Consider the following 24183-nt stretch of genomic DNA (forward strand, 5'->3'; position numbering starts at 1 on the left):
TTAAATGGTCTGTTGTCCTACCGTCTGTTCGATTGTTTCCACGCTCGGTCGTTCGATGACGCCCAGTTCCGTGATGATGGCGGTGATAAGTTCGTGCGGTGTCACGTCAAACGCCGGATTAAAGACCGGTACACCCGCAGGCGCCGTCACCTGTCCGGCAAACTGCGTCACTTCCGTCGCTGCCCGTTCTTCGATCTCAATCTCGTCGCCTGATAAACTCGTTAAGTCAAACGTCGACAGCGGTGCGGCGACGTAAAATGGAATTCCGAAGGCACGTGCGAGTAACGCCAGCTGGAACGTCCCGATTTTATTGGCCGTATCGCCGTTCCTTGTAATCCGGTCCGCTCCAACGATGATGGCGGTGATCTGTTTTTCCTTGATCGTATGCGCGACCATATTGTCCGTGATCAAGGTGACGTCAATCCCTGCCCGTTGCAACTCCCATGTCGTCAAACGCGCACCCTGCAACAAAGGCCGTGTTTCCGACGCATAGACGGATAACGGGATGCCTTGCTCCTTGGCGAGATAAAACGGGGCCAGTGCCGTCCCGTAAGCCGCTGTCGCAATCGATCCGGCATTACAAATCGTCAACACCCGGTCATCCGCTTGAAACAGCTCCAAAGCATGCACGCCGATTTGCCGTGACGTCTTGGCATCCGCTTCATAAAGCGCGACCGCTTTTCGTTCCAGACGTTTCGGCAGTTCTGCAAGCGTCGTTGCCGAAACGATGAGCTGATTCAGTTCGTCGAGCACGTTCCGCAAATTGACGGCGGTCGGCCGTGTGGCCAGTAATTGGGCCGACACCGTCAACAGTTCCTGTTTCACTTCGTCAAGCGATCCTGTTGTCCGAAACGCTTCCTGCACGAGGACGAAACCACCGAATAAACTGATCGCCGGCGCCCCCCGGACACGCAGTTGTTTAATCGCTTCAATCGCCTGCGCCAAATCGTGAATGACTTCATACCGTTCTTCTTCCGGGAGACGGGTTTGGTCCAAGATCGTCACTGTCCCGTTTTCATAGATGATGCTCTGAACGAATTGACTCATCGGCTGAGTTCCTCCGTTACATCAAAGTTCCGCAGATCCGTAAACGTCTTGCATTCCGTCCGGCGTTTGATCAACGCAGCACCGAGGCGTAACGCATGACGTTTTCGTTCGAGACGAACGGTCGGATCGGTAATCTGTTCCAAGTCCGCGACCGGTGCCAGTCCGATCGTCCGGCGAATCAACTCGCATCCGGCAAATCCAAGCGCATCTTGTAAAATCGTACTGAGGACATCCTCGACGAGACCGTCCGCTGAACGGAACGGCTCCACCGCTTCCCGCTCCCACAACGCCTTGAACGTGGACGCAAACGTCAGCCAAAACGTATCGATGTCCTTGATCCGTTCCTCGCGCAACCGGTCATAGTCCGGATAAGCGGCAAAAAACAGATGGGCGATGAACTGACCGACATCAAACCCAAACGGACCGTAAAACGCGAACTCCGGATCGATGACCTTGGTTTCTTCCGCCGAGGCGAAGATGCTGCCTGTATGTAAGTCGCCGTGCAGCAAGGCATCACCTTTCGTGATGAACAGTGTTTCGAGCTTCGCGACTTCCCGTTTCAGCTCCGCGTCGTTCCAGATCCGGTCGACTTCCGCTTCCAGTCCTGCTTCAATCGCATTTGTTTCCGCGTCATAAAACGGGTCCGTGAAAATCAGTTTCTCCGTGATGTCGCACAGATCCGGATTGTAGTACTGACGGGCGATCTGTTTTTTCTCGACCGGTCCGAGGGCAAAATCCGACGTATAAAACAGTGTCCGGGCCAAATACGAACCGATGTGTTCCGCGAGCAACGGATACTTCTCTCCCGCAAGCAATCCAGCCCGGACGATTGTCAGATGAGACAAGTCTTCCATCACCGTGAAGGCTTCTTCTTTGCTCGCATGATACACACGCGGAACAAACGGAATCGCGACTTTCGCGAATTCTTTTAACGCGGACTGTTCGATCCATGCCCGTTCGAGCGACAGCGGCCAGCTTTCACCGACGACCTTCGCATACGGTAACGCTTGTTTTAAAATCAGGTGCTGGTCCCCCGCATGAATCCGAAAGACCAGATTTAAATTGCCGTCACCGATTTCTTCTGCCGTCACCGGTTCGTTGCCGATCAGACCGAGTGTCCGGACCCGTTCGATGGCGTCCTGTACTGTAAATGCTTGATATCCCATTCTGATTTCCCCCTTGATGATCACACGAAAAAACGCCCCTTTTCGTCAAAGAAAAGAGGCGCAGTAGAATACTCCGTCCTCTTATCTCTCAGACGAATGTCTGTTGGATGTAGCACCGTGCCGGATGGTCGGTTGCTGCGGCGTCTTCGGGCCAATTCCCTCTGCCAACTCACGATAAGAGTCATATGTAGTTGTCGTGTGGTTTGATGTTGATTTGAATACTACGTGCGCCGACCACCCTCTGTCAATTCCAAATTTTAGTGAAATCCGCTCAAAACGGAGACATCTATAGAAGAAGTATTTTCAAAAAAATAAATTTTCAAAATTTAGTTTGACAAGTCCGTCATCTCATGTGAAAATTGCAATTAGATTTCACAATTTCATCCAATTCTTATCAAGAGCAGACGGAGGGACGAGCCCTACGATGTCGCAGCAACCGACCACTTGGCACGGTGCTAATTCTTGCAGCTAACACGCTGACAGATAAGAGTCCACGCGCAATTTTTCATGGTCTCTTGTCATTGACGAGGGACCATTTTTGTATTTTTTAACAAGGGAGAGACGACGATCATGGCGTACATTACCGCAACTTACCAACTCGGCGTGACCGATCAGTTACCAAAACGGGCAGAGCAAATCGCCCTCGGTCTGACGGTCGGCTCATGGACCGATTTGAATCATTTGGAACAACAACAGCTTGAATCCTTCAAAGGACAAGTCGTCCATACGGAAGAACACGACGGAAAAGGGTATGTCACAATCCGTTATCCGGAACACAACGTCTCACGGGACTTTTCGGCGATTTTGACGACTGTCTTCGGCAAGCTGTCGCTCGACGGTCAAATCAAACTGACGGATCTCCAGCTTCCCGCTTCGTTCACACCGGATTTCCCCGGTGCTAAATTCGGCATCGAGGGCGTCCGCCAATTGATCCAAGTCCATGACCGCCCCCTGTTGATGAGCATCTTCAAAGGCGTCATCGGACGGGACCTCGTTTTTTTACGGGAACAACTCGAAGCCCAGCTTGCCGGCGGGATTGATCTCGTCAAGGATGACGAAATCTTATACGACAATCCGTTGACACCGGCACTCGACCGGGCGCGGATCGGACGGGAAGTCCTCGATGCGCACTATGAACGGACAGGTAAACGGGCCCTTTATGCGATTACGTTGAGTGGTCCGGTCTTCCGCTTGAAAGAACAGGCGAAACGACTGGTCGAAGCCGGAGCGACAGCCCTCCTGCTCAACACGTTTACATACGGGCTTGATGTCTTGCGGGAACTGGCAGCCGATCCGGAAATCCCGGTCCCGATCTTTAATCATCCGGCGTTGAGCGGTGCCTTGATTGCCAGTCCCGAGTACGGAATTGCCGCCCCGGTCCTGCTCGGAACGTTGCCGCGGATTGCCGGTGCCGACTTGACACTGTTCCCGTCGCCGTATGGAAATGTCGCCCTCGCCAAAGACTTGGCCCGCGGGATTGCCGTCGAAGCGACCCGAATCGGTGAGACCAAAACGATTCTCCCGGTCCCGTCCGCCGGAATCCACCCGGGTCTCGTCGCCCAGCTTGTTCGTGATTTCGGCGTCGATTCCGTCATCAATGCCGGTGGCGGTGTCCACGGTCATCCGCAAGGTGCTGCGGCCGGAGTCATCGCTTTCCGCCAGGCACTTGACGCAGCACTGGCCGGTGAATCACTGACAAGTGCCGCCCACCGGCACGAGGAATTACGTGTCGCCCTCGATGCTTGGGGGATTACGAAATGACGATCCGGATTTTATGTGACTTTGACGGCACGGTAACGGAGCACGATAATATCATCGCCTTGATGCAGGAGTTCGCGTCGCCGGAAAAATTTGAACCGTTAAAACGAGGTGTGCTCGACCGGTCGCTCTCGATCCAGTCCGGCGTCGGACAGATGTTTCAGCTGCTTCCGTCCAGTCAAAAACAGGACTACATTGATTTCTTGACGAAACGGGCGGTCATCCGTCCCGGCTTCGGCACCTTGCTCGCCTTTGCCAAATCAAACGAGATTGACTTTTCCATCGTCAGCGGCGGGATCGACTTTTTTGTCCAGCCGATTCTTGCGGATGTACTGACGGACGAAGCGATTTATTGCAACGCCAGTGACTTCAGCCAGGAGACGGTTCGAATCGAATGGCCGCATGCCTGCGACGCAGCCTGTACAAATCAATGCGGCTGTTGCAAAACCTCGATCGCCCGGAAGCTCAAGGGGGACGGTGATACGATCATCGCGATCGGCGACTCCGTGACGGATTTTGAACTGGCCAAGCAGGCGGATCACGTTTATGCACGGGATTATCTGATCACGCTGTGTGAGCAGCACGGCATCCCGTATACGCCGTTTGAAAACTTTCATGACATCTTAAATCATCTCCAGACAAAGGTGGTGTACACATGACCTTCTTAAAACGATACGAAGAATTACGGGCCGTCAAACAGGAACTTGCAGCACGCGACTGGTTCCCCGGCACAAGCGGCAATCTCGCCATCCGGACAGCCGATCAACCGACTGAATTTCTCGTGACGGCAAGCGGGAAGGACAAACGGCAGGATACACCGGACGACTTCGTCCATGTCGACGCGTCCGGTCAACTGATCGGCGAACAGACGGGCCGTCCCTCTGCCGAAACGTTGCTCCACGTCGAGGTCTTCAACCGAACGACTGCCGGCTGTTCCCTTCACGTCCATACGGTCGACAATAATGTCATTTCGGAACTGTACGGCGACCAAGGCGAGATTCGGTTTGCCGGTCAGGAAATCATCAAGGCACTCGGCCGTTGGGAAGAAGATGCGGAAGTCCGTGTGCCGATCATCCCGAACCATGCCGACATTCCGACACTTGCCGCTGCCTTTGCAGCGCATGTACATGCCGAGAGCGGCGCTGTCCTGATTCGCAATCACGGTATCACCGTCTGGGCACCGACTGCCTTTGAAGCCAAAAAACAGTTGGAAGCATTCGAGTTTTTGTTCAGTTACACCTTAAAACTACAAACGTGCCGACAGGCGATTCATTAAAAGGAGGAATTTACAATGGCAACAGTACTTTTCCAACAGACAAACGAACGGTATACGGATCAAAACGAGGTGTCTTCATTCCTTGCCTCACGCGATGTACTCTACGAACAATGGGACGTCTCGAAACTGCCGGCGGAGCTGGTTGAAAACTATACATTGACGGATCAAGACAAACAAACGATTCTCGATACGTTCCAAGCTGAAATCACGGATGTCTCGGAACGCCGCGGTTATCAGACGGCAGATATCATTTCGTTGTCGGATGCGACACCAAACTTGGACGAGTTGCTCGTCAACTTCCAGAAGGAACATCACCATACGGATGATGAAGTCCGTTTCATCGTCAGCGGTCATGGCGTCTTCGCGATCCAGGATGACGAAGTCGGTTATTACAACATCGAGCTGAACCCGGGCGATTTGATTTCCGTCCCGGTCAACACCCGCCACTACTTCACGCTCCAAGACGACCGTCAAGTCGTTGCCGTACGGATTTTCGTGACGACGGACGGTTGGGTGCCGATTTATGAAAAAGACGCACTTGAGACGACCAACTAAAAAGGATTTCTCAGGACAGACTGCTCCGCGGCTTCAAGCCCGGCAGTCTGTTTTTTTTGCAATTCCTATCCTACAAACATGCCGCTTGTTTTCGTTTCCTCCTATATAATGAAGAAAAGACTCTCGAACAGGAGGACACGTTCATGATGATTCGACCCGTCCAGGAAGCTGACTTACCGCATATCCTCGCCATCTATAACGAAGGAATCGAAGACCGGATCGCGACACTTGAAACGGATACCAAGGACCTGTCCTTCATGAAAGACTGGTATCAGGAACGGACGACACGTTACGCCGGTTTCGTCGCGTATGAAGGGACGACGATTCTTGGCTTCATCTCGCTTGATCCCTACAATCCGCGTCCGGTCTATCAATCCGTCGGTGAACTGTCTGTCTACATCACAAGAACCCACCGCGGTCAAGGCATCGGACGACAGCTCTTACGGATCATCGAGGAACACGCGATTACGCACGGCTTCCATAAATTGATCCTGTTTACCTTCCCGTTTAATAAGCTGGGTCAAAAACTCTATATCCGGTCCGGATTCCGGATCGTCGGGACGTTTAAGGAGCAAGGCATGCTCAACGGATACTATGTCGATGTTCTGGCGATGGAAAAGCTGCTTCCGAAGACGATTGACGATCAGATATGATTAGTCCGGCTTCCGAATGGGAAATGAACGAACAGTGAAGCATTCCCAGACAGGAAAGGAAGACTGCCCATGGACATTCAACAAATCCGTAACGCCACACTCGTCGTCACCTATGCCAACCAAGTATTTTTAATCGATCCGTTTCTCGGCGAAAAAGGAACCTTACCGCCGTTTGGCGAGACGCCAAATGCCGTCCCGAATCCGCTCGTTGACTTACCGGTCGACGTCTCAACGTTACTTGATCCCGATGCGATTTTCGTGACGCATCTGCATGCCGACCACTTTGATGAAGCAGCGAAGGAACTTTTGCCAAAACAGATTCCGCTTTACGCCCAAAACGAGGCGGACGCAGCGACGATCCGCGAAGCCGGATTCACGAACGTCTCGTCGTTTGAGAATGGATTGACGCTTGGCGACATCCGCGTCTCTCACACATCAGGGCAACACGGGGTCGGTGAAATCGGTCAACGGATGGGAACGGTCTCCGGCATCGTCTTGACGCACCCCGACGAGCCGACACTCTATATCACCGGCGATACGATTTGGTGTGATGAGGTCGAAACCGCCATCGAACAGTATGCGCCTGACATCATCGTCGTCAACAGTGGTGCCGCTCAATTCCTGACCGGTGAACCGATTACGATGTCCCAGCGCGATTTACTCGCTGTTCATCAAGCCGCCGCTGAGGCGACGATCATCGTCTCACACCTCGAATCCGTCAATCATTGTTTGCTGCGCCGTGACATGATTGCTGATTTCCTGGCTGCCCATCATCTGTCCGCTCATTTCCTCATTCCGGATGACGGCGAAACGATTTCTTTCTAAAATAAAAACGAAGTCCACCATTCCGGTCTGATCCCGGAAAGTGGACTTCGTTTTTTTAGTCGTGGCTTGGAATGACGAGTCCCAGTAATCGTGCGAACGTAATCGCCTGACTTTCCGTGACGATCGCCCCCGGCAGAAACCGCGGGTCGATTGTCAGACCGGACAGGTCGGCGTGCCGCAGATCAAGTCCCTGCAACGCAGTCTCCACCCATTGACTCTCCGTCAAATCGACCTCATCGAACCGTAAATCGATCGGTTTCATCTCGAAAAAATGACTCTCCCGCATCGCCGTCTGTTCAATCGCGACATGACGTAATGCCGTGCGGATGATTTGCGCATAATTCGCCTGACATCCTTTGACCGTCACATGGTCAATCGTGTTCGTTTCAAATTGGACGCCGGTCAAACGACAATCCTCAAAGACGACACGATGGAAACGGCTGTCTTGAAATTGACACCCCGTCAAATCACACTGTTCAAACCGAACGTTTTCAAACGTCGCCCGTTCAAAGACGAGACCCGCGAACGAAATATTCCGAAAGCAGACTTGGTTGGCATCCAACCGGTCCGTCAACTCAATCGGCAACGTCTCTTTTTCATAAATCGTTTGGTACAGGTATGGGTCATCGATTTCGACGTCCGCAAATCTTTCCGGCGTCAAACGACTCGGTAACTCCGGTAACTGAATCAGCTGTTGCTTTTTCATTCATGTCCCCTTCTTCCTTTTACACTGGTTCTGCCTTTACCAGTGTATCAAAGATTGGCGAACAAGCGGTCGTCTATTTGCCCTGTTTTCTTCTCTGCCACATTGACTCTTTTTTGGATTTTTGATTTGAGACCCATTGAGACCATGGTATAGTCAAATCAAAAATAAGAACAAACGTTCTTTTGATGAAAGAGGAGTGTTTGCCGTGTATCCTGAAAGTCCCTTTCCGGATCGACGCATTTTCTGCATCGACAGTGTCTCATTTTATGCCAGTTGTGAATGCCGGTATCGGAACTTACCTCCACTTACAACAAAACTGGCTGTCGTCTCTGACTTAAAACGTTCCGGATCCGTCGTCTTAGCAGCCAGTCCGGCTTTAAAAAAACTTGGAATCAAGACGGCCAGCCGCCTTTATCAGATCGAACAATTGCCGGTCCGGGAACGGAAGCAGATCCTGCTCGTCGAGCCGCAAATGCTAGCCTATATGAAAACATCGATCGAAGTGCTTGATGTGTTACATCAATTCGCTCCGCCCGATGCCATCCGCATCTATTCCATCGACGAAAACTTTATCGACATGACCGGAACGGAACGTCTTTTCGGGACAGACGATGAAGCCGCCAAGGCCATTCAAAGCGCCATTTGGGAGCAGACCGGCATTCCGGTCCGCATCGGCATCGGTCCAAACAATGTCGTCGCGAAACTGGTCCTCGATTTACTCGGAAAACGCGAAGGCATCGCACGGTGCGGCTATGCAGATGTGTCGAGGTTGCTACACGACTTTCCGATTCGAAAGATGTGGGGCGTCGGTCAAAAGATGGAACAGCACTTGTTGGCACTCGGCATCGAAACGATCGGCGATTTAGCGGCCTCCCGCGTCGAAGACCTTCATGAACGGTTTGGTGTGCTTGGAGTCGAACTGTGGCATCACGCATGGGGCATTGACAGTTCACCGACGACGATCGATCCGACGGCGTTGTTTCAGACTTTACCTGCTGTGCAGCGAACAATCGGACATGGTGTAACATTGATGCGTGACTACTACCAGTATGAACAGATCCGTTTGGTTCTGGCTGAACTGGCGGGTGACGTCGCCGCCCGGGTGCGCTTCTCCAATCAAGTCGGTTGGACGGTTCATCTGGGTGTCCGCTATTCCCGGCATGTTTTACGATCGGGTTTTTCCAAACAACTCCGTCTCCCCTATCCGACCGCTGATGAACGGCTTCTGTTGCGTCATCTGCTCCAACTGTTCGAACCGAACTGGATGGAAGGCGAGCCGATTCGTTTTTTGTCGGTTGCACTTGGTCAGCTCACAGCAGATCAGGGGACACTGCAACTGTCGCTGTTTGAAGACAACCGAAAAGTCTGGCGCAGAAAACGATTGTTAAAAGCGATGGATCGTGTCAATCTGCGGTATGGCAAAGGAACGATCCGTCTCGCCGTGTCATTCCTTGATACGAGTGTCGCCAAACGCCGGCTCCGGTTCGTCGGCGGTCACCCGGGAGGTGACCTGCATGACACGTTACCGTGACCGCGGAAATCTCAAATGGATTCCGTTTCTGATGCCGGAACACGTTCAACTGCTCAAAGCGTATTATCTCGAAAAACACCGGATTGATTTTCCGGTCATCGATGAACAATTGCAGTATCCATGGCAGTTCCTGCTTGAAGAAGCCTTAATAGAAGGAAACGAGTTGGAAATCACGTATTATAGTGAAAGAGGTTACGTCACGACATCCGGTTTCATCGAACATATTCATCGTGAACACACGTATGTCGTTCTGCGTGGAGCTTCACGGATTCAAATTCCGTTTGCGGGAATTGTTCGGATTGAAAACGGGTAGAAGAGACAGGAGGCATCGTACCTCACGCACTTATTTTACGAATCGTGATTGAAAGAAGGAATGATGTAAATGATGGATTGGTTCATCGGACTCCCCGTCGTCCTGCAGGCGTTACTTGCCGGTATGATGACTTGGGGATTGACTGCACTTGGTGCAGCACTTGTATTTGTTTTTACGACCATTGAAAAACGCGTCATGAACATGATGCTTGGTTTTGCCGCCGGCGTCATGATTGCCGCTTCCTTTTGGTCCCTGCTCGCCCCAGCGATTGAGTTTACGGAAAAAGATGGCGGGATTGCCTGGTTGCCGGCGGCGCTCGGCTTTCTGGCGGGTGGCTTCTTTGTCCGGCTGCTTGACTTCGTCACCCCCCATCTTCATCTGTCTGCTCCGCTTGAAACAGCCGAAGGTCCGTCGACCGGTTTAAAAAAGACGACCTTATTGTTTCTCGCGATTACTTTACACAACATCCCGGAAGGTTTAGCGATTGGTGTTGCCTTTGGTGCAGCGGCGCTCAACATGGACGGGGCGACAGTCGCCGGCGCATTGACACTCGCGCTTGGAATCGGGATTCAAAACATGCCGGAAGGGGCGGCCTTGTCGATTCCGCTTCGTGGTGAAGGGATGTCACGCCGGCGTGCCTTCAACTATGGACAGTTGTCCGCAATCGTCGAACCGATTGCCGCCATGATCGGTGCAGCTGCCGTCTTCTTCATTCAACCGCTGTTACCGTATGCGTTGGCTTTCGCTGCCGGTGCGATGATCTTTGTCGTTGTCGAAGAATTGATTCCTGAATCACAGGCGGAAAACGGCTCAGACTTGGCCACACTCGGGTTAATGGTCGGATTCACCGTGATGATGATTCTTGACGTCGCATTAGGCTGATCTCTTTTGTTGATTGTTTTCTACGTATTAAAATAAGACGCTGACTCAAAAGTCGGCGTCTACAAAGACAAGGGTGGCAGATTACAATTCTGCCACCCTTGTCTTATTTAAAAAACATCACTTCCGTAAAATCCGCATCGCATTCAAGACCGCAAGAACGGTCACACCGACGTCTGCAAATACCGCTTCCCACATCGTCGCAATCCCGAAGGCCCCGAGGAGTAAGAAAACTCCTTTGACACCGAGCGCAAAGATGATGTTCTGATAGACGATTTTCCGGGTGGCACGCGCGACGTGGATTGCTTCCACCAGTTGCTTCGGTTCATCCGTCATTAAGACGACGTCTGCCGCTTCAATCGCGACGTCACTGCCGAGTCCGCCCATCGCGATGCCGACATCGGCCCGCGTCAGAACCGGTGCGTCGTTGATACCGTCTCCGACGAACGCAACTTTCCCTTTTGCTTGTCGCAAAATCGCTTCCAACTGGTCGACTTTTTGATCCGGCAACAGTTCCGCTTCGATCTGATCGATGCCAACCTGTTGACCGATTCGTTGTGCCGTCTCCTGCCGGTCGCCGGTCAACATGACCGTTCGACGGACACCCAGTTTTTTTAGATCCTGTAAGGCGTCGACCGTGCTGGATTTAATCCGGTCCGCAATCCGGATAAACCCGAGGTACGTTCCGTTTTTGGCAACATGGACATACGTCCCGTCTTCCGTCTGATCAAGCGGCGTAAAGCCCAGTTCCTTGAACCAACGGGCGTTCCCCGCCTCCAGCTGATCCGTTCCAAACCGTCCGGTGACACCGGAACCGGCTACTTCCCGGTAGTCTTGTCCCGTCACCGTGACGACACCACGCGTCGCGTACAGGCGTTGGATCGATTTCGCAATCGGATGATTCGAGTGTTGTTCGACCGTCGCAGCCGCCTGCAACAGTTCTTCGTCCGATCCACTTACCGGACGCAGTTCGACGACTTCAAACACCCCTTCTGTCAAAGTCCCGGTTTTATCGAACACGACCGTATCCAGCTGTTGCAACGCTTCAAGGTGATTGCCTCCTTTAACGAGAATCCCCCGTTTTGAAGCAGCACCAATCCCGCTGAAGAATCCTAACGGAATCGAAATGACAAGCGCACACGGACAACTGATGACAAGGAAGACAAGTGCCCGGTAAATCCAGTCCCCCCATGTCGCCCCGCTGATCAGGAGTGGTGGCATGACCGCGAGCAATGTTGCAATCACAACGACGACAGGTGTGTAGACACGTGCGAAGCGAGTGATGAATTTTTCTGTTGGTGCTTTATGACGCGACGCGTTTTCCACTAAATCAAGAATTTTAGCAACCGTTGACTCGCCATACCGGCGGTCGACTTGAATCAACAGGTGTCCATCCGTATTGATCGTCCCGGCTAAAATCGAATCGGACGGTCGGACCCGTCGCGGGACCGACTCGCCGGTCAGGGCGGTTGTGTCGATGAAGGCTTCCCCTTCAAGTACCGTCCCGTCCAAAGGGATTTTCTCGCCTGCCCGGACCAAAATCCGCTGACCAATCGTCACCTGGTCCGGCCGGACTTGTCGTCCGTCTGCAAGCGTCGCGACATCCGGGCGAATGTCCATCAGTTCAGCAATCGATTTCCGGGATTGATCCACCGCACGATGTTGGAAAAACTCACCGATTTGATAAAACAGCATTACGGCGACGGCTTCCGGATATTCGCCAATCAAAAACGCACCGATCGTCGCAATGAACATCAGGAAGTTCTCATCAAAGATCTGTCCGTGTCGTATGTTCCGGACAGCCGTTCGCAAGACATCCCATCCGATCAACAAGTACGCGATCGCAAAAAATAGAAGGTCAATTGTTCCCGGGACGAGATAAGCCCCGGCGAAGGACAGCAGACCCACACCATATTGAATTTTTTTCGTCCGATTCAAAAATGGTCCGTGATCATGATGATGACCGTGATCGTCCTCCCCGTCTGGCGCCTCCGGTCGCGTGAGCACAACATTGGGTTCCAGTTCCTGGACTCGATTGACGACCGCGCGATAGGTATCGTCGAGTATTGCCTCTTTTTCGTACGTCAGATACAGTTTTTGCCCGGCAAAATCCAAATTGGCTTGCTCGATGCCGTTGACGTTCGAAACACCGCGTTCGACTTTGGCTGCACAGTTGGCACAATCAATTCCGGTCACGTGAAGTCGTTCTGTTTTGGTTTCCATCTTCTCACCTCATTCAAACGATTGTTTGATTATAAAATCAGTGTACTCCCTTTTCTTGTCTGCGACAAGTCATATTTGCCTCAGACCTGCGCCCGATATTTCGATTAGTTCTATCTCAGAAGAATAAAACATGATATGTTTTTAATTAGAAAAATATAGAAGGAGAATAACATGACTATCATTGAATTACTTAAAGCACTTTTACTCGGTTTCGTCGAAGGGATGACGGAATTCGCCCCTGTTTCCTCAACCGGACATATGATCATCGTTGACGATATGTGGCTCCAGACATCAGAATTTTTAGGTCAGTATTCTGCGAACACGTTTAAGATCGTCATCCAGCTGGGATCGATCCTCGCCGTCATCGTCGTCTTTTGGAAACGGTTGTTCAGCCTGATTGGTCTCTATAAGATCGAAGGCGAACATGACGCAACAGGTACACACAAACTGAAATTGCGTCACGTCCTGATCGGTTTACTCCCGGCAGCCGTTCTTGGTCTGTTGTTTGAAGACTTCATCGATGAGAACCTCTTCTCGATCGACACGGTCATCATCGGTCTTGCCGCCGGAGCGATCTTGATGATCGCAGCCGATAAATTCGGACCAAAAGAACCGAAAACCACGACGCTTGACCAAATTTCTTACCGTCAAGCAGCACTCGTCGGTCTGTTCCAATGTATCTCGCTCTGGCCAGGCTTCTCCCGGTCCGGTTCAACGATTTCCGGAGGGGTGTTCCTCGGAATGAACCACCGGACGGCAGCAGACTTTACCTTCATCATGGCTGTTCCGATCATGTTCGGCGCAAGTTTCCTCTCACTCGTCAAGAACTGGGAGTACATCGAAATGGCACACCTCAGTTTCTATGTAGTCGGGTTCGTTGCTTCCTTCGGATTTGCGTTACTGTCGATCCGTTTCTTCTTGAAGCTGATCAACAAGATCAAACTTGTTCCGTTTGCGATCTACCGTCTCGTCTTGGCAGCAATTCTTGCCGTCATCGTCTATCTGTAATTTTCAAACTACCAGTGAATCGCTGGTAGTTTTTCATTTTCATGAAACTAATTAAGAGTGATTAGGGTATATATAGTTGAGATACAGAAAAAGGAGTGAACGTAGTTATGGCACGCAGAAATCGTGGAGGGTCCAAGTTACCTCTCATCATCGGGATTGCCGTCGTCGTCCTCATCGCATTTTTGGCGATCGGACAGTACAACAGTCTCGTCAACGTCGAAGAAGACGTTTCAAACAAATGGTCACAAGTCGACAATCAGATTAAACGTCGGGCGGATTTGATTCCGAACCTAGTTGAAACAGTTAAAGGCGTTGCCGGTCAGGAAGAAAAAGTCTACGGTGATATCGCCGAGGCACAAGCAGGTCTTGCTCGTGCGGCTTCGACAGAACAACGGATTGAAGCCGATCAGCAGGTCACCTCTTCGCTTCGCGGGTTGATTGCCTTGCAAACGACGTATCCGGAACTCAAATCAAGCGAACGGTTCCAATCGTTGATGGATACACTGGAAGGAACAGAAAACCGTCTTGGTATCGCACGAAAAGATTACAATGATGCCGTGACCGTCTACAACAAAAAACGTCGCAGTTTCCCAACTTCGCTTTATGCTTCGGCGTTTGGTTTTGAGAAAAAACCATATTATGAAATCTCAGAAAGTGACCGTGAAAATCCAACGGTTGACTTCAATAGTGATTCGAAATGATTTGGCGAAGAACGCGACTGCTTTTCACCGCGTTCCTCGTCTTCTTCCTTCTGACTCCGACTGCCGAAGCCGTGTCAGAACGCACGGGCGCAGCATTCTTCATCCAAGATGATGCCCAGCTGCTGTCTGCGTCGGAAGAAGCGGAACTCGCTCGTCTCGGCCAGGAACTCGAACAGTATACGACGGCACAAGTTGTCCTGAAGACCGTCCCTGATTTAAAAGGACAGGATTTAAGCACGTATGCCAATGAGACATTCCGGGCGCAGGGCATCGGTCAAGCCGGAAAAGACAACGGAGTGCTCGTCGTCGTTGCCCCAAACGAACAAGACCGAAATTTTCGAATCGAAGTCGGTTACAAGCTTGAAGGCATCTTGACGGATATTACCGCCGGACGGATTCTCGACAAGTACGCGGTTCCCTACCGCGATCAAGGCGAGTATGGCAAAGCGGCTTCCGAAACGTACAAAGCCGTCGTCAGCGTCATCTCAAAAGAACAATCGCTCGAATCACAAGATCCGGTTAAACAGACTAACGACAGTGGGTTGAGCACGTGGGCAAAAGTCTTGATCGGCGCCGGTCTCGTCTTGTTGCTGTTTCTCGATATGAAGTTCACCGGCGGCATGTTCTTCTTTGCGATCATCAACCTGTTCTCTGCCATCATGCGCGGCGGTGGTGGTGGTGGTGGCAGTCGTGGTGGCGGCGGCAGTTCCGGCGGCGGTGGCGCAGAAAGGTAAGGATTTGGCATGACAGTTTACTCGAGTATCCTTTTATTTTACGGCGTGATGACCGTGATCGGATTTGTTTCGATGTGGCGTGATAAACGCCACGCGAAACAACGGGCGTGGCGGACACCGGAAGCCACCTTGTTGACAATCGCTTTTCTTGGTGGTGCGCTCGGGACATTGCTTGCGATGCAACTTGTCCGTCATAAAACACGGACTGCTAAGTTTCAGTTGTTTGTTCCGCTCGCGATTTTACTCCATGCGACCGTCTGGATTTTATGGATCCGGTCGTGATGCTTTAGATTATGTACTAATCAACCGATAAAAGAGAGAGACGAATTCGTCTCTCTCTTTTTTTACTTTGGTCAATGGAGAGGTAAATAGTTGATATCAGGTTTGTATATAGATTATCTTCGGGTAAAGAGTTTAACCAATTTAATAAATACATCTTTTTCACGTGTATTTGAAATAAGAGAGGTGGACACCCATTCATGTGGCATCCTTGCGCCGAATGTACAACGACAATCCGTTTTATTGAGACTGGTTCTCTACATATCCAGTCCCCTGCATCCGAAGTGTTTTCCTACACTTCTTTTGACGAACTGGAACAATTGCTGACAGCGACTTTACGAATTGCTGACTTCCCGGTCTCCTGCCGGGCAGTTGGATCACGTCTCGCCACACCGGTTCTCGCTGCTTCTGTTTTACTGGAGCAGTTACACAACCGGCCGACGATCGATTTCATTCAAAATGGAATCATGACCAGTCATTTGCAACCGATTTTTAACATTCAGGACAACACCCTGTTTGCCAATGAAGCGTTGCTTCGGGCAGCAGACGAAAATGTCTCGATGTCGCCTGGTCTGCTCTTCTCGACTGCTTCGAAGATGGGACTTCATTCAAGACTCGACCAGCGGGCACGTGAGGAAGCGATCCGTGCGACCCATTTAGTCGGCGGTACGGAGAAGACATTTATCAACTTCCTTCCCTCAACGATCTATAATCCGGAGTATTGTCTGCGCCATACTTTCGAAATCGTCGAACGATACAAGGTCGACCCTAGCCGATTGGTGTTTGAAGTTGTTGAGACGGAAAAAATCGAAGACGTCAATCATTTGAAACACGTATTCGAACAGTATAAAAAACAAGGTATTCAAGTCGCGCTGGACGATGTCGGTGCCGGATTCTCGACGCTCGATATGTTGTCACTCCTGCAACCGGATTACATCAAAATTGACCGTGCCTTCATCTCCCATTGCGATACGGTCGCGGAAAATGAAGCCTTTTTACGAAAAGCACGCCATTTAACAAAAGAGATGGGCATTCAAATTCTTGCAGAAGGCATCGAGCGCCAAGAAGAACTCGACCTCTGCCGGGAACTTGGCTTTGACTTCGGACAAGGATACCTGCTTGGTCGTCCTGCCCCGTATCAACAACTTGCCAAAGCCCAATAAAAAAATCCTGCCTCCGGATAGTCGGGGCAGGATTTTTTTAGCGTGTACTCAACGTGAGCGAACGGCTTGTTGATCGTTTTTCATTAAGGTTGCCAAAATCGTACGCGGAGACAGATCGGTCTCGATCAATTGACAGAGGTGTTCTTGACCAATTCGTTCCGCCAAGCTTTCTCGCTCCGCTTCCGTCAAACCAAGCTCTGTACTTGTCGTCGGTTGCTGATTGTCTCTCAAATAGTGCTGCAACTCTTCGTAAGACTTCGTTTCACCAAGCAATAATTCCTGGACCAGCAAGCCATACCCGACTTTGCTTCCATGGAGGATTGTTTTGGTTGAAGGGAACGGTGACAATGCGTTGTGGACACCGTGTCCAATCGCCCCGCGCGTCGCGTCGTCACCAAATCCACCGACACTTCCAGCAAGCGGAATGACCGTCTCCACCAAGTGTTGGATGGATGACGGATAGGCTTTAAATTGTTCCGGACTGATCGGTGTCCGTAAAATCAGCGCTTTACAGTGTTCGGCCATCCGCAACGCGGACTCGACAACCGGATCGTCTGCCGATGTGCCGCTGAGGGCGCGTGCCTCATACCACTTGGCTAACGTATCAACGAGTCCGGCAACGAAATAATCATAGGGACTATTGGCAAGAATCCGGTGATCGAGCAACAAAGCCTCGATGACGACGGGAATCGTATCAAACCGCACGTACTGCCCCTGCTGATCATACATGACACTGAGCGGTGTCCACGGGGCACAATTTGAAACAAGCGTCGGAATGACGATCAAGGGACGGTTTTGTTTGACGGCGACCTGCTTTGCCGTATCAATCAATGACCCTCCGCCAACGGCGACGATGACTTCGTACGTCGCACATTCTTCTGCCAACCGTTCAACTTGTTGGTCCGTACAATGTCCGCTGAACTCGATTTTTGGTAGTTCCGGAAGATAGGACCGGGCGGCTTCCAGTGCCTGCTTCCCGTGTAGCATGACGGCTTTTCGATCCGCTAACAGTGTCGTGAGCCGATCAACCGCCCGTTCCTCATGTATGTATTGCAAAACTGCTTGACGAATCATCGTTATCCCTCATTCCATTATTTGTTAACGCTCAGTATACGGAAGTCCCCCGCTGAGTTCAACCCTTCGTTTGATTCGATTTTCAGCAACAGAAGGCGTACACTAAATAAGCAGAACATTGCTGAACTAAGGGGGATTCAAAATGGAATTCATCACATTAAACAACGGACTTGTCATGCCGCAACTCGGGTACGGTGTTTTTAAAGTACCGGAACAAGAGGTTTATGAAGCGGTACGCGAAGCACTACAGGCCGGTTACCGGTCAATCGATACAGCGATGATTTATGAGAACGAAGCCGGTGTCGGACGCGCTTTGCGGGATTCGGGAATTCCCCGGGAAGACATCTTTTTGACGACGAAAGTCTGGAACAAGGATCAAGGTTATGATCAGACGCTCGCTGCGTTTCAAACGAGCCTCGACAAACTGGGTGTCGACTATGTCGATCTTTATTTAATCCACTGGCCGATGCCGGATGAGGATTTATACATGGACACATGGCGTGCCCTCGAGCACCTTTATGCCGAAGGAAAAACCAAAGCCATCGGTGTCTCGAACTTCCACGTCCCGCACCTCAAACGGATTCTCGAAGAAGGAACGGTTGTGCCGGCCGTCAACCAAATCGAACTGCATCCGTTTCTGAGCCAGGAAGCGATTCGTTCGTTTTGCCGGGAACACGGTATCTTCGTCGAAGCATGGAGTCCACTGATGAAAGGACGCGACGCCTTGACAGAACCGGTCATCGTGGACATCGCGGCGCGACACGCCAAGACGCCGGCCCAAGTCATTTTGCGCTGGCACCTTCAACACGAGATCATCGCCATTCCAAAATCCGTCACCCCAAGCCGGATCCGGGAAAACATGAACGTATTTGACTTTGTTTTGTCGGCGGACGAGATGAACCATATCGACCAATTGAACCGCAATGAACGGACCGGTTCCAATCCGGATGACATGCATAAAAAATAAGACAAAAAATCAAGGTGGCAGATTTGAAATCTGCCACCTTGATCTGTATTAAAAACGAGTTTTTAACTCATCACTTTTTGATTAACGATCCAAATTATTTCCGTGATCTTGTTTCGCCAAATCGTCTGTGCGGTCAGCGGAACGGTTTGGACGATGAAGGTCCTCTTTGTCATCTGTCTTCTCATCTTCGTGACGGGCTTTTTGTTCTTCCCACTCCGGACGCTTGAAGTCATCATCACGACGCATCGCTACGTTCGGTTCGCGATCTCCGGCCGGTCTTGCGTTTTCAATTGCTTCTTCATCTTGCGGCATTTTATCTGTCCCCGCCCGGTGCAAATCAATTTCCGCATGTTCTTCTTTTGAATCCTTGTCGACATCAAGCGGATTCCCTGATCCCAATTGAGCGTTGGAGTTCGCATCGTCTGATGTATGCGTCTCTTCATAGCTGCCGTAACGTACTTTGACGTCCGGATGTGTATTGTCTGTATTCAGATGGGGATCAAACTGAATGTCCTGGACTTCGAGCAACAAGACGAATCCGCCGCCTTCCACTTCCGTTTTATGGACTTCGACTTGATCTGCGGGTAAATCGAGTGACCCAAACAAATTATCCACTTCTTGGTCACGTCCTTGATTGCCGCGGATCCGATCGATCCATGACGGTTTCGTCGTCGCAATCTCTGCGTCCATTTGACTGCGGACAAGTTGCAGATTCGATTTCTCTTTGACGATGATATAAAAATCTTCTTCGCGATGACCTTGCTGATGCAACTCATCCATTTTCGAGATCAATTCTTCTTCTTTATAAAACGTTCCGATATACTGTTTCGTCTTCATACCGATCCATCCCCTTATGCACAATTTTAATGACGTACTGTCTTATAAGGAGTATTTCCTTTTTCCAACTAAAATATGCCACCAAGTTGGCTCGGATGAGAAAAGTAATCTAAATGATATGTTTATTCTCCGATCAGCTTTAATCCGATTGTCGCACTGATAATCAAACCGATACAGACCAACCGTTTCCAGTCTTTCGCTTCCTTGTAAAAGATCATACTGAGAATCGTACCACCGGCTGCCCCGATTCCGGTCCAAACCGCGTATGCCGTTCCCATCGGCAGTTCATTCATCGCCAAAGTCAGGAATAAAAAACTGAACCCGAAACCGGCAAACATCAAAATCAGGTTTTTCGCGTTTTTCTGCTGATTAAACGTATTGATCAAGACAACACCTAACATTTCAAATAAACCCGCCAGAATCAAATAGAACCAACTCATTGTTTTTCACCCTCCCCACTGACTAACTTCAGACCAATGACACCAACAAGTAAAACAGCAATCAACATCAACTTGATGAGTGACGCGGATTGACCAAACAACAGAATATCGGTCAATACAGTGCCGGCTGTTCCCAGTCCGACAAAGACGGCATAGACGGTCCCGACCGGCAGATGATTACTGACTTTAATCAAAACGCTGAAACTGACGATGATACTGATGATCGTCGCCCCCCACTCGAGCGGTGTCGCTGCGTGTTTTAATCCGATGACCCAGCCGACTTCAAAAAAAGACGCCAGGACGATACTTAACCAATATTTTGTCATGTTATTTCCTCCTCACAGATGCTGGTTCAAACAAAAAAGCCCGAGAGTAAGCGTAAAAAACGCTTTACTCCCGGGCTTTTATCCCTCCGTTGCATGAGGTGCCCCTCATGTTCCTCCCTTGGTCCAGCCGAACGGAACCCTAGAGGATTACTCTTCTTTTCATTCGATACCCCGACTTTAGCACGCTTGATTTTACCTGTCAAACAGGAAAATCGCCAAAAGTGGCTAATAGGTATAGAGAGTCAACTACAGAGGAGGAGTCCATCATGCGCTACAAAATCAATGACCAACTGCGAATCCGCCGTTTCACGCCAGAAGACTTGGAAGCCGTCCATGCCTATGCCTCACAACCCATCGTGAGTCAGTATCAGTCGTGGGGACCAAACTCCGAAAGTGATAGCAAACAGTTCATTCACGACGCTCTCGAAAGTGAGCTCGAGAGTCCACGTCGCCGCTATGTCTTTGCGGTTACCTTTCCAGATGATCACGTGATCGGAGCTGGCGAACTCGTCATCACCGATACCGAACATAAAACGGCTGAGATTGGTTACATCTTGTCTCCCGACGAATGGGGAAACGGCTATGCTACCTTCATCGCCAACTTTTTACTTGAATTCGGTTTTGAGAAACTGGAACTGCACCGGATTACAGCGACGTGTGACCCGCGAAATGTCGCCTCCGAACGTGTCCTCCAAAAAGTCGGGATGACAAAAGAAGGACAACTTCGCGAAACGGTGTATCTGGAAGACCACTGGCGCGATTCCCTCATTTACGGCATGCTCGATTGGGAATGGCAGGTTGATCATGAAGACGATCAAAAATAACTCAGACCGGTGCCTCGCAGGAGGCATCGGTTTTTTTGTATCTGATCACCCCTGTTTAATTTGGTGGATGATTGACTTTTTTTGATATCTTTTTACACTACAAAAATTGAACATGGTAAACTTAGTTTTAGCTGGATTAAAATTAATTTTCTATAAGAAATGGAGTTTACATACGATGCCTCTTTCGAAAAAATGGTTCACCTCACTGGCTGCCTCCGTCATGCTGTTCAGTTCGTTTCCGGTCCAGGGACTTGCGGAAGGTGACGCCGCTCCGGCAGTCGCCGAGCAACAGACAGACGTCGCGACCGGCAAACAATTCACCCAAGCAGAAACACCGGTCTTTGAAACAACGGACAGTACGGACGCCCTTCAAACTTTACCTGCTGCGACGGAAGTCGAGACGTTCGGGACAGAAGGTCTGTTTACACGCATCCTGCTCGACGGTGTCCATCGATTCGTCAAGACCGACCAATTAGCCGCCGCTCCAATTTATTCAAAAATCGACAGCCGCTATACGAATAAATCGACACCGCTTTATACGGCAGCTGCTTCAGAGACAGTGACAACCGATGCGTTGGCACTGAATACGGCAGTCGATACATACGGACAAGAAGGGCTTTTTACACGCATTAAGCAAGGCACCGTGTATCAGTTCGTGTTGACGGCGGATCTGAGTCTAACTCCTGTCTATGCAACGACCGGAGAACGTTTTGTGCAACAGAAAACAGCCGTCTACCCGACAGCTGATACCAATGGAACCGCCCTTGCAGAATACGCCGTCAATCAATCCGTTGAAACATTCGGAACGTCAGGCACGTTTACCCGGATCAAGTTGAATGGTCGTTATGCTTTCATTTTGACAGCTCATCTCGGAACAACAAAAGTCACCTCGCATTCGGTGACCGGCAAAAAATACAGCCAACGACTCACGCCAGTCTATACGACCGCTTCTGCAACCGGAAAACCGCTTGGCACACTGGCACAAAACCAACACATCGACATCTACGGTGTCTCCGGTGACTATACGCGCGTCCGGTTGAAGGATACATATGGTTTTGTCTTGACGGCACACCTTGGGGATCTTGCATTTTTTGAACAGACTGCCAGCCTGTATGTGCAAAGTCCGACGCCGGTCCGTCAAGCAGCCAGCAGTACGAGCCCGGTTCTCGCACAGCATCAGACGAATACACTGCTGACGATCTACGGAACGAGCGGCGCCTACAGCCGGATTTTATTCCGCGGTCAGCATGCCTTCGTCTTGACGAGTGCTTTGGCACCCTTAAAAGTATACGCCAAAACGGACCGCCTGTACGTCCAGGCATCGACCCCGATTCGTCAGGCAGCCAACAGTTCCAGTCCGATTTTAAAAAATCATCAAACGAATACGTTATTGACCGTCTATGGCACAAGTGGCGCCTACAGCCGGATTCTGTTCCGCGGTCAGTATGCCTTCGTCTTGACGAGTGCCCTTGCGAAAACGAAAGTCTTCGCAAAGACCGGACTTCGGTATGCGGCTAAAAACACATCAATCTTCAAAGACACGACCGCGAAAACCGTTCTCCGCTCGATCAAACGGGCGGAACCAATCGAGATTTACGGGACAAGCGGTTCGTTCACACGGGTCAAGGTCGGTTCGGTGTACGGTTATATGAAAACGACGGATCTCGTCACGAAAAAACCGGATTTGTATGATGTCACCGGAACCCGTTATGTGCTCGAGGATAAACTGGTTGTGCATCCAAAAGCCAGTCTGACGGGAAAAATCGGAACACTCAAAAAAAATATCGCCCTGTCGATTTACGGCAAGAGCGGCTACTACACCCGCGTCAAAGTCGGGACGACGTTTGGTTTCGTCGACTCAAGTAAACTCGGCTTAAATAAACCGACCGCGCGTCCAAAAGTCGGAACGGTCTTTTATGTACATTTTGATCAGACACCGCTGTTTTCAGCAGATGTCGCGTACAGCCGTCCTGCCACCTATCTCACGAAAGGCACGAAGCTGATTGGTCTGAAAGCGATTGACGACGACTTCTGGCAAGTCCGGTTACCAAACGGAACGACCGGTTACGTCATCAATCCCTATATCGGGACGACGAAACCGGATATGCGTTACACCCAACAAGCGGTCAATCGGTTAAAAACGTATACCGTCAAAGCGACGACGTCTTATTTCGCAACACCGGCCAGCCCGAAAAGCACCGGTTTGATTGAACAAGGGAAACGTGTTTATCCCCGGTATCGTGTCGGAAACTTCTACGTCATTCAATCCGGCTGGTCCCCTGTCTATCTGCCGGTCAGTGCCGTCACCGTCACGAGCGACACACGGATTGCCCAGAAAAATACGTCCCGCGGTGAAAAATTGATTCAAGCAGCGGCCAAACATTTGGGAACACCGTATACGTGGGGATCGCAAACGTCAGCCAACGGCGGCTTTGACTGTTCTGGTTTGATCCATTACGCAACGAACCAAGCCGGGAAATACGGAGGACGGACAAACGTCAGCGGCTATTGGTACGGCGCCTTCTTTACGAACCGCCGGACGACAATCAGCAGTGGAAAACGCTCGGATATCGTCTTCTTCGAGAATACGTATACCGATGGTCCGTCGCATATCGGCATCATGCTCGACAATGAATATTTCATTCATGCCGGCGGCTCGCAACTGCAGATCAATTCCATCTATGAACCGCGTTGGCGCGAACATTTCCTTGGCTTTAAATCAATGTAACATCACAAACAAAAAAGAGGGTCTGACTTTAAAGTCAGCCCTCTTCAGACTGAAGACAAAGTAGTGGTTTTTCTCTTGATTGAGAAGAACCGCTTTTTTGTTCGCTTCGAATCGTTTTCCTGGGACAAGCATCGCGCCGCATCGCTTCGCTGCTGGGTCGCTCCTGCTTG

The 24183-nt window shown here is 50.7% G+C and carries 25 protein-coding genes and 2 riboswitches; of the genes, 17 read left to right on the forward strand and 8 right to left on the reverse strand.

Going from position 1 to position 24183, the window contains the following annotated elements; translation table 11 throughout:
* The gene (gene mtnA / locus KNP87_RS16675) at positions 1–1047 is read right to left on the reverse strand and encodes an S-methyl-5-thioribose-1-phosphate isomerase (RefSeq protein ID WP_214722330.1); all 1047 of its coding nucleotides are present in this window, start codon (positions 1045–1047) and stop codon (positions 1–3) included.
* On the reverse strand, positions 1044–2213 hold the full coding sequence (gene mtnK / locus KNP87_RS16680; RefSeq protein ID WP_214722331.1) for an S-methyl-5-thioribose kinase: 1170 nt from the start codon (positions 2211–2213) through the stop codon (positions 1044–1046). Before mtnK ends, mtnA begins: the two co-directional genes overlap by 4 nt.
* Before the next feature lie 78 nt (positions 2214–2291).
* A riboswitch (SAM riboswitch) is annotated at positions 2292–2394 on the reverse strand.
* 207 nt (positions 2395–2601) lie between these two features.
* Positions 2602–2703, forward strand: a riboswitch (SAM riboswitch).
* Between the two features lie 80 nt (positions 2704–2783).
* Here mtnK and KNP87_RS16685 point away from each other — a divergent pair.
* The 6 genes from KNP87_RS16685 (at position 2784) to KNP87_RS16710 (ending at position 7280) form a co-directional block, all read left to right on the forward strand.
* Positions 2784–3974 carry a 2,3-diketo-5-methylthiopentyl-1-phosphate enolase gene (locus tag KNP87_RS16685; RefSeq protein ID WP_214722332.1) on the forward strand — a complete coding sequence of 397 codons (1191 nt, stop codon included), beginning with the start codon at positions 2784–2786 and terminating at the stop codon, positions 3972–3974.
* On the forward strand, positions 3971–4630 hold the full coding sequence (locus KNP87_RS16690) for a 2-hydroxy-3-keto-5-methylthiopentenyl-1-phosphate phosphatase (RefSeq protein ID WP_214722333.1): 660 nt from the start codon (positions 3971–3973) through the stop codon (positions 4628–4630). Before KNP87_RS16685 ends, KNP87_RS16690 begins: the two co-directional genes overlap by 4 nt.
* The gene (locus KNP87_RS16695; protein WP_026833989.1) at positions 4627–5247 is read left to right on the forward strand and encodes a methylthioribulose 1-phosphate dehydratase; all 621 of its coding nucleotides are present in this window, start codon (positions 4627–4629) and stop codon (positions 5245–5247) included. Before KNP87_RS16690 ends, KNP87_RS16695 begins: the two co-directional genes overlap by 4 nt.
* A 15-nt stretch (positions 5248–5262) precedes the next feature.
* Positions 5263–5802 (forward strand): 1,2-dihydroxy-3-keto-5-methylthiopentene dioxygenase, encoded by a 540-nt coding sequence (locus tag KNP87_RS16700; RefSeq protein WP_214722334.1) that lies wholly within the window; start codon positions 5263–5265, stop codon positions 5800–5802.
* Between the two features lie 143 nt (positions 5803–5945).
* On the forward strand, positions 5946–6455 hold the full coding sequence (locus KNP87_RS16705) for an arsinothricin resistance N-acetyltransferase ArsN1 family A (RefSeq protein WP_026833991.1): 510 nt from the start codon (positions 5946–5948) through the stop codon (positions 6453–6455).
* A gap of 69 nt (positions 6456–6524) precedes the next feature.
* A complete protein-coding gene (locus KNP87_RS16710; protein ID WP_214722335.1) occupies positions 6525–7280 on the forward strand; it encodes an MBL fold metallo-hydrolase in 756 nt (251 codons plus the stop codon).
* Positions 7281–7335: 55 nt separating this feature from the next.
* Here the strand turns inward: KNP87_RS16710 and KNP87_RS16715 are convergent, their stop codons facing one another.
* Positions 7336–7986: a pentapeptide repeat-containing protein gene (locus KNP87_RS16715; protein WP_214722336.1), complete on the reverse strand. Its 651-nt coding sequence runs from the start codon at positions 7984–7986 to the stop codon at positions 7336–7338.
* 205 nt (positions 7987–8191) lie between these two features.
* Here KNP87_RS16715 and KNP87_RS16720 point away from each other — a divergent pair, with 205 nt between their 5' ends.
* From KNP87_RS16720 to KNP87_RS16730, 3 genes are all read left to right on the forward strand, one after another.
* Complete coding sequence (locus KNP87_RS16720) at positions 8192–9517, forward strand: Y-family DNA polymerase (protein WP_214722337.1); 1326 nt, start codon at positions 8192–8194, stop codon at positions 9515–9517.
* Positions 9501–9830 (forward strand): YolD-like family protein, encoded by a 330-nt coding sequence (locus tag KNP87_RS16725; RefSeq protein WP_119923862.1) that lies wholly within the window; start codon positions 9501–9503, stop codon positions 9828–9830. The genes KNP87_RS16720 and KNP87_RS16725 overlap by 17 nt, the downstream gene beginning before the upstream one ends.
* 69 nt (positions 9831–9899) lie before the next feature.
* On the forward strand, positions 9900–10712 hold the full coding sequence (locus KNP87_RS16730) for a ZIP family metal transporter (protein WP_035387680.1): 813 nt from the start codon (positions 9900–9902) through the stop codon (positions 10710–10712).
* Positions 10713–10829: 117 nt separating this feature from the next.
* Here KNP87_RS16730 and KNP87_RS16735 read toward each other — a convergent pair whose 3' ends face one another.
* Positions 10830–12932 (reverse strand): heavy metal translocating P-type ATPase, encoded by a 2103-nt coding sequence (locus tag KNP87_RS16735; protein ID WP_214722338.1) that lies wholly within the window; start codon positions 12930–12932, stop codon positions 10830–10832.
* 171 nt (positions 12933–13103) lie between these two features.
* Here KNP87_RS16735 and KNP87_RS16740 point away from each other — a divergent pair, with 171 nt between their 5' ends.
* From KNP87_RS16740 to KNP87_RS16760, 5 genes are all read left to right on the forward strand, one after another.
* Positions 13104–13940, forward strand: coding sequence for an undecaprenyl-diphosphate phosphatase (locus KNP87_RS16740; RefSeq protein WP_214722339.1), 837 nt, complete (start codon positions 13104–13106; stop codon positions 13938–13940).
* A 107-nt stretch (positions 13941–14047) separates the two neighbouring features.
* Positions 14048–14641: a LemA family protein gene (locus KNP87_RS16745; protein ID WP_026833999.1), complete on the forward strand. Its 594-nt coding sequence runs from the start codon at positions 14048–14050 to the stop codon at positions 14639–14641.
* Positions 14642–14712: 71 nt separating this feature from the next.
* Complete coding sequence (locus tag KNP87_RS16750; protein WP_353049380.1) at positions 14713–15375, forward strand: TPM domain-containing protein; 663 nt, start codon at positions 14713–14715, stop codon at positions 15373–15375.
* 48 nt (positions 15376–15423) lie between these two features.
* Positions 15424–15657: a DUF1294 domain-containing protein gene (locus tag KNP87_RS16755; protein ID WP_251135670.1), complete on the forward strand. Its 234-nt coding sequence runs from the start codon at positions 15424–15426 to the stop codon at positions 15655–15657.
* Between the two features lie 197 nt (positions 15658–15854).
* Positions 15855–16817, forward strand: coding sequence for an EAL domain-containing protein (locus KNP87_RS16760; RefSeq protein WP_214722342.1), 963 nt, complete (start codon positions 15855–15857; stop codon positions 16815–16817).
* A gap of 48 nt (positions 16818–16865) precedes the next feature.
* On the opposite strand, the gene KNP87_RS16765 is transcribed toward KNP87_RS16760, so the two are convergent.
* Positions 16866–17891: an iron-containing alcohol dehydrogenase family protein gene (locus tag KNP87_RS16765; RefSeq protein WP_214722343.1), complete on the reverse strand. Its 1026-nt coding sequence runs from the start codon at positions 17889–17891 to the stop codon at positions 16866–16868.
* Between the two features lie 142 nt (positions 17892–18033).
* On the opposite strand from KNP87_RS16765, the gene KNP87_RS16770 reads away from it, so the two are divergent.
* Positions 18034–18858 carry an aldo/keto reductase gene (locus KNP87_RS16770; protein WP_214722344.1) on the forward strand — a complete coding sequence of 275 codons (825 nt, stop codon included), beginning with the start codon at positions 18034–18036 and terminating at the stop codon, positions 18856–18858.
* Between the two features lie 81 nt (positions 18859–18939).
* Here KNP87_RS16770 and KNP87_RS16775 read toward each other — a convergent pair whose 3' ends face one another.
* The 3 genes from KNP87_RS16775 to KNP87_RS16785 all read right to left on the reverse strand — a co-directional run bounded on the left by KNP87_RS16775 (position 18940) and on the right by KNP87_RS16785 (position 20461).
* Positions 18940–19695 (reverse strand): general stress protein, encoded by a 756-nt coding sequence (locus tag KNP87_RS16775; RefSeq protein WP_026834005.1) that lies wholly within the window; start codon positions 19693–19695, stop codon positions 18940–18942.
* A gap of 122 nt (positions 19696–19817) precedes the next feature.
* Positions 19818–20135 (reverse strand): DMT family transporter, encoded by a 318-nt coding sequence (locus tag KNP87_RS16780; RefSeq protein WP_028107021.1) that lies wholly within the window; start codon positions 20133–20135, stop codon positions 19818–19820.
* Positions 20132–20461, reverse strand: a complete 330-nt coding sequence (locus KNP87_RS16785) for a DMT family transporter (RefSeq protein WP_119923870.1) — start codon at positions 20459–20461, stop codon at positions 20132–20134. Before KNP87_RS16785 ends, KNP87_RS16780 begins: the two co-directional genes overlap by 4 nt.
* A 266-nt stretch (positions 20462–20727) precedes the next feature.
* Between KNP87_RS16785 and KNP87_RS16790 the strand changes: the two genes are divergently transcribed.
* A complete protein-coding gene (locus KNP87_RS16790) occupies positions 20728–21285 on the forward strand; it encodes a GNAT family N-acetyltransferase (protein ID WP_026834008.1) in 558 nt (185 codons plus the stop codon).
* Between the two features lie 112 nt (positions 21286–21397).
* A complete protein-coding gene (locus KNP87_RS16795) occupies positions 21398–24013 on the forward strand; it encodes an SH3 domain-containing C40 family peptidase (RefSeq protein ID WP_251135669.1) in 2616 nt (871 codons plus the stop codon).
* The last annotated feature ends 170 nt before the right edge of the window (positions 24014–24183 follow it).

The organism is Exiguobacterium sp. s192, from assembly GCF_018618795.1.
GTDB lineage: Bacteria > Bacillota > Bacilli > Exiguobacteriales > Exiguobacteriaceae > Exiguobacterium_A > Exiguobacterium_A undae.

Coding starts and splice junctions, on each gene's coding strand:
- KNP87_RS16735 (WP_214722338.1), bottom strand. CDS start 12,932: ATGGAAACCAAAACAGAACGACTTCACGTGACCGGAATTGATTGTGCC.
- KNP87_RS16790 (WP_026834008.1), top strand. CDS start 20,728: ATGCGCTACAAAATCAATGACCAACTGCGAATCCGCCGTTTCACGCCA.
- KNP87_RS16725 (WP_119923862.1), top strand. CDS start 9,501: ATGACACGTTACCGTGACCGCGGAAATCTCAAATGGATTCCGTTTCTG.
- KNP87_RS16685 (WP_214722332.1), top strand. CDS start 2,784: ATGGCGTACATTACCGCAACTTACCAACTCGGCGTGACCGATCAGTTA.
- KNP87_RS16740 (WP_214722339.1), top strand. CDS start 13,104: ATGACTATCATTGAATTACTTAAAGCACTTTTACTCGGTTTCGTCGAA.
- KNP87_RS16690 (WP_214722333.1), top strand. CDS start 3,971: ATGACGATCCGGATTTTATGTGACTTTGACGGCACGGTAACGGAGCAC.
- KNP87_RS16785 (WP_119923870.1), bottom strand. CDS start 20,461: ATGACAAAATATTGGTTAAGTATCGTCCTGGCGTCTTTTTTTGAAGTC.
- mtnK (WP_214722331.1), bottom strand. CDS start 2,213: ATGGGATATCAAGCATTTACAGTACAGGACGCCATCGAACGGGTCCGG.
- KNP87_RS16705 (WP_026833991.1), top strand. CDS start 5,946: ATGATGATTCGACCCGTCCAGGAAGCTGACTTACCGCATATCCTCGCC.
- KNP87_RS16755 (WP_251135670.1), top strand. CDS start 15,424: ATGACCGTGATCGGATTTGTTTCGATGTGGCGTGATAAACGCCACGCG.
- KNP87_RS16780 (WP_028107021.1), bottom strand. CDS start 20,135: ATGAGTTGGTTCTATTTGATTCTGGCGGGTTTATTTGAAATGTTAGGT.
- KNP87_RS16730 (WP_035387680.1), top strand. CDS start 9,900: ATGATGGATTGGTTCATCGGACTCCCCGTCGTCCTGCAGGCGTTACTT.
- KNP87_RS16765 (WP_214722343.1), bottom strand. CDS start 17,891: ATGATTCGTCAAGCAGTTTTGCAATACATACATGAGGAACGGGCGGTT.
- KNP87_RS16695 (WP_026833989.1), top strand. CDS start 4,627: ATGACCTTCTTAAAACGATACGAAGAATTACGGGCCGTCAAACAGGAA.
- KNP87_RS16700 (WP_214722334.1), top strand. CDS start 5,263: ATGGCAACAGTACTTTTCCAACAGACAAACGAACGGTATACGGATCAA.
- KNP87_RS16710 (WP_214722335.1), top strand. CDS start 6,525: ATGGACATTCAACAAATCCGTAACGCCACACTCGTCGTCACCTATGCC.
- KNP87_RS16775 (WP_026834005.1), bottom strand. CDS start 19,695: ATGAAGACGAAACAGTATATCGGAACGTTTTATAAAGAAGAAGAATTG.
- KNP87_RS16770 (WP_214722344.1), top strand. CDS start 18,034: ATGGAATTCATCACATTAAACAACGGACTTGTCATGCCGCAACTCGGG.
- KNP87_RS16760 (WP_214722342.1), top strand. CDS start 15,855: ATGTGGCATCCTTGCGCCGAATGTACAACGACAATCCGTTTTATTGAG.
- KNP87_RS16795 (WP_251135669.1), top strand. CDS start 21,398: ATGGTAAACTTAGTTTTAGCTGGATTAAAATTAATTTTCTATAAGAAA.
- KNP87_RS16745 (WP_026833999.1), top strand. CDS start 14,048: ATGGCACGCAGAAATCGTGGAGGGTCCAAGTTACCTCTCATCATCGGG.
- mtnA (WP_214722330.1), bottom strand. CDS start 1,047: ATGAGTCAATTCGTTCAGAGCATCATCTATGAAAACGGGACAGTGACG.
- KNP87_RS16715 (WP_214722336.1), bottom strand. CDS start 7,986: ATGAAAAAGCAACAGCTGATTCAGTTACCGGAGTTACCGAGTCGTTTG.